This is a genomic window from Psychrobacter sp. 72-O-c (assembly GCF_904846605.1).
Classification (GTDB): domain Bacteria; phylum Pseudomonadota; class Gammaproteobacteria; order Pseudomonadales; family Moraxellaceae; genus Psychrobacter.
On sequence record NZ_CAJHBI010000037.1, the window covers coordinates 18579 to 29882 of the forward strand.

7 protein-coding genes are annotated in these 11304 nt (G+C 41.2%); 4 read left to right on the plus strand and 3 right to left on the minus strand.

Annotation, left to right across the window (positions count from 1 at the left end):
- Positions 1-226: 226 nt before the first annotated feature.
- Positions 227-859 carry a LemA family protein gene (locus JMX97_RS11805; RefSeq protein ID WP_201558368.1) on the minus strand — a complete coding sequence of 211 codons (633 nt, stop codon included), beginning with the start codon at positions 857-859 and terminating at the stop codon, positions 227-229.
- 604 nt (positions 860-1463) lie between these two features.
- On the opposite strand from JMX97_RS11805, the gene JMX97_RS11810 reads away from it, so the two are divergent.
- Both JMX97_RS11810 and JMX97_RS11815 read left to right on the plus strand, forming a co-directional pair.
- The gene (locus JMX97_RS11810) at positions 1464-1634 is read left to right on the plus strand and encodes a hypothetical protein (RefSeq protein ID WP_201558370.1); all 171 of its coding nucleotides are present in this window, start codon (positions 1464-1466) and stop codon (positions 1632-1634) included.
- A gap of 329 nt (positions 1635-1963) precedes the next feature.
- Complete coding sequence (locus JMX97_RS11815; protein ID WP_201558371.1) at positions 1964-3511, plus strand: alanine/glycine:cation symporter family protein; 1548 nt, start codon at positions 1964-1966, stop codon at positions 3509-3511.
- A gap of 440 nt (positions 3512-3951) precedes the next feature.
- Here JMX97_RS11815 and JMX97_RS11820 read toward each other — a convergent pair whose 3' ends face one another.
- Both JMX97_RS11820 and JMX97_RS11825 read right to left on the minus strand, forming a co-directional pair.
- Positions 3952-4575, minus strand: coding sequence for a fasciclin domain-containing protein (locus JMX97_RS11820; RefSeq protein ID WP_201558374.1), 624 nt, complete (start codon positions 4573-4575; stop codon positions 3952-3954).
- 260 nt (positions 4576-4835) lie between these two features.
- Complete coding sequence (locus tag JMX97_RS11825; protein ID WP_201558376.1) at positions 4836-5390, minus strand: fasciclin domain-containing protein; 555 nt, start codon at positions 5388-5390, stop codon at positions 4836-4838.
- A gap of 585 nt (positions 5391-5975) precedes the next feature.
- Between JMX97_RS11825 and metH the strand changes: the two genes are divergently transcribed.
- Together metH and JMX97_RS13935 are read left to right on the plus strand one after the other, a co-directional pair.
- Positions 5976-9800, plus strand: coding sequence for a methionine synthase (metH, locus tag JMX97_RS11830; RefSeq protein ID WP_201558378.1), 3825 nt, complete (start codon positions 5976-5978; stop codon positions 9798-9800).
- Positions 9801-9839: 39 nt separating this feature from the next.
- A partial coding sequence (locus tag JMX97_RS13935; RefSeq protein WP_201558380.1) for an ATP-binding protein occupies positions 9840-11304 on the plus strand: 1465 nt, incomplete at its 3' end.

The following is an 11304-nucleotide window of genomic DNA, read 5'->3' on the forward strand; positions in this document are numbered from 1 at the left end:
TAATCTATACCACCTCGAGTAACATCTGTGCTGAATTATATCGTGTTAAATTGGGCTATCGTACGACGCTCAATGAGTTATTAAAATACCCTAGCCTAACCGATAAAGCCGCCGCTTGTGCCAACCGACACTAACACTTTATAGTAATAAAAACCTATTGTGATAAGCGCTACCGCACCACTTTACCTTTATACTTGCTGATTAAAGTTTACTGCTTGGTTAAATACTACTGAGCAGTAGCCGCATCGTCTTCACCAAAGTCAACGCTTGGAGCGGTAGAGATAGCTTCTTCATTCGCTACCGTAAAGTTTGGTTTGGCGTCCATACCAAATACTTTTGCGGTGATATTGGTTGGGAACTGGCGCACAGTAGTGTTATAGCTTTGTACTTCTTGAATATAACGATTACGAGCAACCGCAATCCGGTTTTCAGTGCCTTCTAGCTGCGCTTGCAAGTCTTGGAACAGCGCATCAGACTTTAGCTCAGGGTAACGCTCAGAAACGGCCATCAGACGTGACAATGCACCATCCAACTGTCCTTGTGCTTCTGCATAGCGCTCCATTGCTTGAGGATCATTGAGTACCTCTGGAGTCAAGGTGATGCCACCGGCACGCGAACGTGCTTCAGCTACTTGCGTAAAGACTTCCTGCTCTTGATCGGCGTACTGCTGGACGACTTTAACTAAGTTAGGAACCAGATCAGAACGGCGTTGGTATTGGTTGACAACCTCTGACCATGAGGCAGTCACCTGCTCGTCTTGTGACTGGAGATTATTATAGCCACAACCGCTTAAGCTGACGGCTGATATTGCCAATACTACTGATAGTAACATAGGTTTTATAATAGCTTTACGCGACATATTTGTCTCTCCTAAGAATAATAAATAACTATAGATAACCGGTAACACATGCCTTGATAACTTTTTTGTCTACTACGATAAGCACTTATTATCTGTGCGCCTATTTATAGTAGGTCTTTATAGCAGGTTTCTGTGATATCTGGGTCTATGATATAAACACTTCTATACAAAATCCTATGTGAAAACAACATTTAGGCAGTTACCAATTATAATAGCGGTTATACAGTGCTGGCTCTATAGCCTGAACATATGCTGCTAATAATGGCGTTATCATTGCTATTTTACAATTCACCGTTACCAAAACACAACGGCTGAGTTTCAATATGGATCACTGCTTTTAATACTATCTCTAAAAAACCTCTCTCTTTCAAAACCTTTCTATAACCCCACATCCGTTCACTAACAACCTTTTTAAAACAAAAAGTAGGCAGCAATCAAAAAAAAATCTAGCAATTAACATAGATTTGTGGCAAATTGCAGTTACTTAACCGTATGGTTTGCACACAATCGGTAGTGGATTTGTTACTCAATTAGTATTAGCGGAGTACGAATTATCAATTGTTTTTCTCACTTTAGCGTATAACTAGCACAAATGCCAAACTGAATGGCTATCGATTTTTTATCAATATCGGTTGAGATACCTGATAACGAATTGCAGCTTAAACCAACAGCAATGGGTATTAACAGTCATTTGACTGAGAGTTATGGGCAAGTTGAGACCATCATGACGGCTAGTTGCACATTGAATACTGTCACTCTGTTACTGGATATTTAACTATAGTAACCAAATGCTTTATTCGCTGGTTTTTTTGTTATTTATCCACTCTTACTGCGTGACGTCATGATATTGCAATGATTAAAATGGCAAAAGGAATTGCAGCCGCAGCTAATTTTAGCATCGGCACTGATTTTGATAACTAGTATTGATTAAACAATATTGATACTGTTAGTGTCGGTAACAAGCAAGCGGATACACACGGACAACTACAAGCTATCCTGAGTGGTTAAGTGAATATAAATTTAAGTCGTTACGTTTAGTTTATACATTTCGCTTAAACAGTTAGACAAGCATAGCCACTTTGAGACAGTACTAGGAATAGAGATATGGAAGGTTTAGTCAATGTAGTAAACGGAATTATTTGGAGCCCAGCATTAATTTACTTATGCTTGGGTGCTGGTCTGTTCTATTCCATCATGACGCGCTTCGTGCAAGTGCGTCTGTTCGGTGAAATGATAAAGTTACTATTTACAGGTAAGTCTAGTAAGGATGGTATTTCATCATTTCAGGCACTTGCGGTATCGCTTGCCGGACGTGTGGGTATGGGTAACATCGCAGGGGTAGCAGCTGCTATCGGCTTCGGTGGTCCAGGTGCAGTGTTTTGGATGTGGGTTGTTGCATTCTTAGGCGCATCTACCGCCTATGTCGAATCTACCCTGGCACAGATTTATAAAGAAAAAGACGTTATTACTGGCGAGTACCGCGGTGGCCCTGCTTATTACTTTGAGCGGGCGCTTGGTCAAAAATGGTATGGCGTTCTGTTTGCGATTGCCTCTATTTTAGCTTGTGGTATGTTCTTACCTGGTGTTCAGGCGAACGGCGTTATCAATGCTTTTGCTCAAGTTATGGGCGAAGGGTCAGTGATGAATATCGGGGCGTTGGAAGTCGGCTCTATGCGTTTAGTAGCACTAGCTATCATTTTAGTGGTTCTGGGTATCATCATCTTTGGTGGTATTAAACGTATCGCAACCTTTACTGAATATGCCGTACCGTTTATGGCAGTCGGTTATATTGTTTTAGCCTTAATTATCATGTTCAGCAACGTAAGTTTGATCCCAGATGTATTCGGTATGATCATTGGTGATGCCTTTACTGCGCAAGCTGGCTTTGGTGCTGCTATTGGTTGGGGTGTGAAACGTGGTATTTACTCTAACGAAGCCGGACAAGGTACAGGCCCTCACGCTGCTGCTGCTGCTGAAGTTGAGCATCCATCACAGCAAGGTCTAGTGCAAGCGTTCTCGGTTTATGTCGATACGATATTAGTTTGTTCTGCTACTGCATTTATGATTTTATCTACTGGCATGTATAACATTCAAGGTACTTTACCAGATGGACAATTCATTGTTCAGAATGTAGCTGCTGGTGTTGAGATCAACTCACCGGCCTTTACACAAATGGCGATGGAATCAGTCTATGGCACCTTCGGTAACACCTTTATCGCTATCGCAGTATTCTTCTTCGCCTTTACTACTATTTTGGCTTATTACTACATCGCTGAAGTAAACGTTGCTTACTTAACCCGCTTTCTAGGAAAAGAGGCAGGTAAAATCGGTAGATTCCTAGTCAAAATCTTAATCATGGCGATGGTTGCCTATGGTGGTCTTAACTCAGCTGGCTATATCTGGGCTATTGGTGATATTGGTGTTGGCTTGATGGCTTGGTTGAACATCGTTGGTATCTTAGTCATCTTCGTTGTGGCCCGTCCGACTCTAACCATGCTTAAAGACTACGAAGCACAGCGTAAAGCTGGCGTGAAACGCTATAGTTTTGATCCCGCAAAATTTGGTATCAAAAACGCGCCATATTGGGAAGAGCGTCATCGCAAACAGATGGAAGACATGAATAAAGATCCTCTACATAAAGATCTTAAATAAGGCTATTTGAAGTAAGTCTTATCAAATAATCCTTAAGTAGTTCTTAGGTAAAATCAAAAAAAGCTCGTGGCGATGGTCACGAGCTTTTTTGTGGGACAACCGTTAGTTATACGGATAGCTAGTAATTCAATAATTAGCCTTCAGAGATGAGTCTTTTGATCGAAGATATAAAAAATAGCCAGTACATTTTTTGTTAAGACATAACTACGATATTAAAGTAATCGTCATTCATAATACTTAAGGCAATCTAAAATTCCCATGGCTACGGTTATGGGTTTTTTATGGCTTACTTAAAATATATAGTGTTAATTGCTTTATTTATAAAAGCTTACTATGGATAAGAAATTGCACGCACAAAAAAGCCCAGCGTATAGCTGAGCTTCTTATCTTTGATTAGTCTACTATTAAGTTATTTACGAACAGTCTTATTCAAACAACTGTTATTTTGGTAATAATACAGTGTCAATAACATGAACAACGCCATTGGTTGCCATCATATCTGTTCCAACGATATTGGCCATGTTACCGCTAGCATCAGTGATAACATTAGCATCACTAATAGTAATCATTTGACCGTTAACAGTCTCGATAGGAGTGCCATAAGGAATATCTGCCGATTTAACAACCATAGGAACTACGTGATACGGAAGAACGCTTTTTAGCAAGTCTGTATTGGCTAACAACTCTTCTTTAGTTACGTCTAGTTTGGTCAATACAGCAGCAAATGCATCATCAGTTGGGGCAAATACAGTATATTCGCCTGCTTCCATCATCATAGTATCAAGACCAGCAGCTTGCAGTGCCGCTGTTAGAATCGTTAAGTTTTCATTGCTAGCAGCCATTTCAGCGATACTTTGCGTAGCAGTCATATCGGCGGCCATATCAGCATCCATAGGGACAACTTCAGCCATAGGCTCAGATTCGGCCATGACTTCAGGCTCAGCCACTACTACCGTTTCGGCATCAGTCTCAACTGGTGTAGCCACTTCCTCGTTGTTACTACAGGCGGCCAATGGCAATACGATCATGGCCATTGCCAAGGATAATAAATTCTTTTTTAACATGGTTATGTCCTTATAGATATTCATCAACAACTTGTTTGACCAGTAAAACTTTTTAAAACTAGACAAAGTAGCTATTAATCAATCAATCAGTAATTAGTTAGTTGCTAAACGTTAATGAGCTGAATAGTAGTAATACCAATACGGAAAGTATCCAATATTGGCAATTTAGCAGCCAGCTCATGGTGAGCGTCAGCTGACATTAATATCAGCTTTACCCTCTTATAACAGATATATTTAATCCATTAATTCTTACTTAAGCTTTATTTAGGCAATAACACTTTATCAATGACATGTACGACACCGTTAGTAGCTGCCATGTCTGTTTTTAAAATAGTAGCAGTACGTCCCATCTCATCCATCAACATGCCTTGACTGGTTACCATCAAGGTATCATTGCTAGCGGTCATAACGTTACCAGGCTTAACATCTTTGGCATACATAGCCATATCACCACTGATGACATGGTAACCTAAGATTTTAGTTAATAGTGGTTTATTTGCAAACAGTTGCGCTTTGCTCATGCCGGTTTCAGTCAACGCTTCCATAAATGCTTCATTGGTTGGTGCAAATACTGTGTAATGAGCGTTAGGATCGGATAGCATACTGCCCAGCTCTGCTGCTTGTACGGCTTCTACTAATATTGAAAAGTCAGGATTGCTTTGCGCAAGCTGTACTACGTTCATTTTTGCCATTGATTGGCTGTGCATCGGCGCCTTCATTGCAGCGTCTTTTTGTGGCATCATGTTATTACAGGCGCTAAGTCCAGCTATTGATACGGCTAATGCACCTAGGGTAGCGATTTTAGTCATTTTCATAGTTTTTTCCTTAATAATGAATTATATCCTAGTTATTTTCTTACCGATTTACGTGTTCTTCTCCAAAGATAAATAATCCTAAGATTGACTAATGCCCAACAGCAAAAAAGCTATGACCACAGATTTATAAGGCAATCTTATGAAAGACTCATCCTTCTGAACTTAAATTAACATATAAAATAATATAAGCAATTTGCGTTTACGCTACTTTTTGTAATAGCCGTGTAAGTTCCACCTCTTTTTTAAGCAGGATGGTAATTTTTAATTTTAAAAGCCCATTTATTGTACAAATACCGAGCAATTTTATATATCTTAGTTTATGACTCATTCGAATTTGTGCTCGTAACATTTTTGTTTATAATTCTAAGTTGAATTAATGTCTTTACTCCTATTTGACAGCATGTTGACTACTGAGGTTCATTATTGTTTTTTTACCTCTACAGCTAATTGCTAAAGATGACTAAGGACATGCCCGCGAGAGCTAGACTTTTCATGCTAAAATACTAAGAATTTACACTTTTTGCTTTTCAATTTTATCCCTTTCTATCCTATCTTAATAATATTGACGATATAAGCAGCGTTCCTATGACCTCGATAAACTCTTCTCAAGCTGATACAGCCATATCTTCTACTACGCCAGCCATAGACAATGGCAATCCAAACGCTAATCCTAATGATTTTATACTGACGCCGCCAGCGGTTTTCCCTTATAAGGCACAGCAGCTCACTGCCCGTGCGCGCATCACTGAACAAATGGCATCACGAATCTTAGTGCTAGATGGCGCGATGGGAACCCATATTCAGAATTATAAGCTTGAGGAGTCAGACTATCGCGGTAAGCGTTTTGCTGATATTGATCAAGATGTTCGAGGTAACAACGACTTATTAGTGCTCTCGCAACCGCATATGGTGAAAGAGATTCATAGCGACCATCTTGCTGCTGGCGCAGACATTATCGAGACCAACAGCTTTAATGGCACGCGGCTGTCGATGGCCGACTACGATATGCAGTATCTGGTACCAGAGCTAAACAAGACCGCTGCCAAACTTGCCCGCGAAGCCGCTGATGAATTTACCGCTAAGACGCCAGAAAAGCCACGCTTTGTCGCTGGGGTTTTGGGGCCAACATCACGTACCTGTTCGCTGTCGCCTGATGTTAATGACCCTGCCTTCCGTAATATTACCTTTGACGAGTTGGTACTTAATTACCGCGAATCGACATTGGCGCTGATGGAAGGTGGCGTTGATATTATCCTAATCGAAACTATTTTCGATACCTTGAACGCCAAAGCAGCAATCTTTGCGGTAACCGGTGTATTTGATGATATCGGTTTTGAGTTACCGATTATGATATCGGGTACGATTACCGATGCGTCAGGTCGCACGCTTTCAGGGCAAACAGCTGAGGCATTTTATAACTCAGTCCGCCATGCCAAGCCGCTCTCTGTTGGCTTTAACTGTGCGCTAGGCGCTGATGCACTCAGACCACATATTCAAACGCTATCCAATATTGCCAACATGTATGTCTCTGCGCATCCAAACGCGGGCTTGCCCAATGAGTTTGGTGAGTACGACGAAACTCCTGAAGAAACTACTGCCCTACTCGAAGGCTTTGCCAAAGCAGGTATTTTGAATATCGTCGGCGGCTGCTGTGGTACCACACCTGAGCATATCCGCCAAATTGCCAATATGGTGGCTAAATTCCCGCCGCGTGTGATTCCTGAGATTGCGCCTGCCTGCCGCTTATCAGGACTTGAGCCGTTTAACATCACCCCTGCAAGCTTGTTCGTCAACGTCGGTGAGCGTACCAACGTTACCGGTTCCAAAAAATTCTTGCGTTTGATTAAAACCGAAGCCTATACCGAAGCGCTTGATGTCGCTCGTGACCAAGTCGAAGGCGGTGCGCAAGTCGTCGATATCAATATGGACGAGGGCATGCTCGACTCCAAACAGGCGATGATTCATTTCGTCAATTTGGTATCTGGTGAGCCCGATATCAGCCGGGTGCCCTTGATGATTGATTCCTCTAAATGGGACATTATCGAAGAAGGTCTGAAGCGTATCCAAGGCAAGTCAATCGTTAACTCCATCTCCCTAAAAGAAGGTCATGATGAGTTCGTCGAACGAGCGCGTCTCTGTATGCGTTACGGGGCAGCGGTCATCGTGATGGCTTTTGATGAAGATGGGCAGGCCGACACCTACGAGCGCAAAACCGGCATCTGTCAGCGCAGCTATGATGTATTGATCAATGAGGTAGGCTTTCCTTCAGAAGATATTATCTTTGATCCCAATATCTTTGCGGTTGCCACCGGTATCACTGATCATAATAACTACGGCGCCGACTTTATTAATGCCACACGTTGGATTACTGATAATCTGCCCAATGCTATGGTATCGGGCGGCGTCTCCAACGTCTCATTCAGCTTCCGTGGTAACCCCATTCGTGAAGCTATAAACTCGGTATTCCTATATCACACTATCAAAGCTGGCCTAACCATGGGTATCGTTAACCCCGCCATGCTTGAGCTGTATGACGATATTCCTAAAGAAGCGCGCGATGCCATCGAAGATGTGATGTTCAATCACAACCAAGGCGAGACGGGACAAGATGCTACTGAACGGTTGATGACCGTCGCTGAAAATTACAGCTTTGGTGGTAAGAAAAAAGACAGTACAGTCGATCTGACATGGCGTGAAGACACAGTCGAAAAACGCATTGCTCACGCCTTAGTCAAAGGTATTACTACTTATATTGAAGCGGATACCAAAGAGGCGTGGGAAAAATATCCCAAACCGCTTGAAGTCATTGAAGGACCCTTGATGGATGGTATGAACATCGTTGGCGATTTATTTGGTGCGGGTAAAATGTTCTTACCACAAGTGGTCAAATCCGCTCGGGTGATGAAACAATCTGTCGCGTGGCTCAACCCCTATATTGAGGCCGAAAAAGTCGAAGGGGAAACCAAAGGCAAAATCCTTATGGCGACGGTCAAAGGCGATGTCCACGATATTGGTAAAAATATCGTCGGCGTGGTGCTTGGCTGTAATGGTTATGACATCGTCGATATGGGCGTGATGGTACCGTGCGAAAAAATCCTTGATACCGCTATTGCAGAGAAGGTTGATATCATCGGACTATCAGGCTTAATTACCCCCAGTCTCGATGAGATGGTCTATGTTGCCAAGCAAATGCAAGAGCGCGGCATGACCTTGCCACTGATGATCGGCGGTGCGACTACCTCTAAAGCCCATACGGCGGTCAAAGTCGAACCACAATACCAAAACGACGGTGTCATCTATGTGTCTGATGCCTCACGCGCGGTCGGCGTAGTCACAAAATTGCTGTCCAAAGAAAACCGCCAAGCCTTGCTTGACGAGACTCGCGCAGAATATATCAAAGTACGTGAACGCTTAGCCAAACGCCAACCCAAAGCCGCCAAAATATCGTATGCCGAATCAATCAAAATTGGCTTTAAGGATGATTGGGACCACTATGTGCCGCCTACTCCTAACCAGCAAGGCCAAGTCATATTTGACGATTATCCTATAACCAAGCTACTGCCTTATATTGACTGGACGCCCTTCTTTATCTCTTGGGGACTCGCTGGTAAATATCCTAAAATTCTGCAAGATGATGTGGTCGGTGAAGCAGCGCGCGACTTGTTTGGTAATGCAGAAGATATGCTCAAGAAAATGATAGATGAGAAATTAATCGTTGCCAAAGGGGTGTTTAAACTCATGCCTGCGCGGCGCACCGGTGCTGATACGGTTACTGTCTATGATAACGATCCAGCACAAGGCGGTAAGCCAACTTATCAATTCGAGCATCTGCGCCAACAAAGCGACAAGGCCAGCGGCAAGCCTAACTTTAGCTTGGCAGATTTCATCTCGCCATCGGACGCGCATACGGATTATCTTGGTGGTTTTACAGTCTCAATGGTAGGTACAGAAGCAATCGCTGAAGAATATAAAACTAATGGCGATGACTATAACGGCATCATGGTACAAGCACTGTCTGACCGCTTGGCGGAAGCCTTTGCCGAACATTTACATGAGCTGATTCGTAAACAATATTGGGGCTATCAGCCAGAAGAAGACCTAAGCCAAGATGAAATGATTAAAGAAAAATATGTCGGCATCCGCCCTGCTCCTGGCTACCCGGCCTGTCCTGAACATACTGAAAAAGGTAAACTGTTCGATTGGCTTGGCACAGTCGATGCTATCGGTACGACTTTAACGGAAAGCTATGCGATGTGGCCTGCCTCATCCGTCAGCGGGTTTTATTACTCGCATCCTGAAAGTGTGTATTTTAACGTGGGTAAAATCAGCACCGATCAGTTAGAGAGTTATGCTGAACGTAAAGGTTGGGATATGAAAACAGCTGAGAAGTGGTTAAATCCGAATTTGTAGGTTAGAATATAAACAAATGTATATTAAGGATAATAGTTAGTGAAATCTATCCCAGTTAAAGTTAGCGGAAACATAATTAACGAGTTTTCAGAAAAAGTTCCTAGCTACATGTTTGCTATCAACGAGGTTTTAAAAAACAGCTATGATGCATGCGCTACTCTAATTAACATTACCTATGATTTGAATGAACATACTCTAGAAGTCTCTGATAATGGATTTGGAATATCTGAGGAGAGTCTTGAATCATTATTTCATATCGCTGAAAGTTCTAAAAATTATGGTGAAAAAATTTGTGGAGATCGCTACCAACAAGGTGAAAAAGGATTAGGATTACTTGCAGTTTTTAAATTTGGTAATTTAGTTGAATGGGAAACAATGCATAAATCTTTTTCTAATTCTATAAAATTTGAAGTAGATAAAAGAGAAATAATCAAACTAAGTAATATTACTGATTTTGACCTTCCTATTGAGGATCTAAATAAGAAAGGATCTGTAGGTACTATAGTTAAAATTGTTTGTGACGAGGTAGAAAACCAAGATATTATAGGAGAGTTTTTTTCTTCTGACATAAATACAAAAAAAATTACTAACCTATTTTTAGATAGTGGCATAAAAGTTTCATTCAAACTGATAGGTGATAGTAAAAATAGCAATAAAGATAAATCTATATCTTTAGAAAAAGCTATGAATGAAAATAAAAAATTATGTATATTTGAAGTTGAAATTGACTCTGAGAAAAACTCTTCAGTGATTTTCAAAAATAAATCAACTATAGTACGGAAAATTTGTTTTGATAAGAAAGAACTTCCACACTCTATAAGTGTTAAAGCTAACTTGAAAATACTTAGCTTAAAAGGTTCAAGTGTGAAAAGTGTAAATACTTTGTTTCATTTAACTAGAAGTCAACGCTCAAGTTTGAGACCATTAGTATATATAAATAAGGTATTATTTAATAATTATGAGCTATTCGATCCCGAAATATCAAGAGGTACTCAATCAAGTAAATCCCTACCTCAAATTATTGGATATTTAGATATCTTAACTACCAACTCAAGAGTTAGTTTTAATGCTGATAGAACTCAGTTAATTGAGAACTCTACCGTTAGAGAAATCGAAGCTTATTTGCTTGGATTAAATCTTTTTATACAAGAAGAAGCTAGTAAACTGCGAAGAGAAATGAGAAAAAATCCTAGCGTAAGTTTAGAAGACCTATATTCTGACGACTCTAGTGCTGAGAGCTCTAGTTCTGAGAGCTCCAATTCTGACGACTCCAATTCTGACGACTCTAATTCTGACGACTCTAATTCTGACGACTCTAATTCTGACGACTCTAATTCTGACGACTCTAATTCTGACGACTCTAATTCTGACGACTCCAATTCTGACGACTCTAATTCTGACGACTCTAATTCTGACGACTCTAATTCTGACGACTCTAATTCTGACGACTCTAATTCTGACGACTCTAGTTCTGATAATACTAACTTAGAACATGAACCCATAA

What these genes read in the sequence shown, in the direction of transcription:
- JMX97_RS11805 (WP_201558368.1), bottom strand. Translation starts at nt 859, where the DNA reads ATGTCGCGTAAAGCTATTATAAAACCTATGTTACTATCAGTAGTATTG.
- JMX97_RS11810 (WP_201558370.1), top strand. Translation starts at nt 1,464, where the DNA reads ATGGCTATCGATTTTTTATCAATATCGGTTGAGATACCTGATAACGAA.
- JMX97_RS11815 (WP_201558371.1), top strand. Translation starts at nt 1,964, where the DNA reads ATGGAAGGTTTAGTCAATGTAGTAAACGGAATTATTTGGAGCCCAGCA.
- JMX97_RS11820 (WP_201558374.1), bottom strand. Translation starts at nt 4,575, where the DNA reads ATGTTAAAAAAGAATTTATTATCCTTGGCAATGGCCATGATCGTATTG.
- JMX97_RS11825 (WP_201558376.1), bottom strand. Translation starts at nt 5,390, where the DNA reads ATGAAAATGACTAAAATCGCTACCCTAGGTGCATTAGCCGTATCAATA.
- metH (WP_201558378.1), top strand. Translation starts at nt 5,976, where the DNA reads ATGACCTCGATAAACTCTTCTCAAGCTGATACAGCCATATCTTCTACT.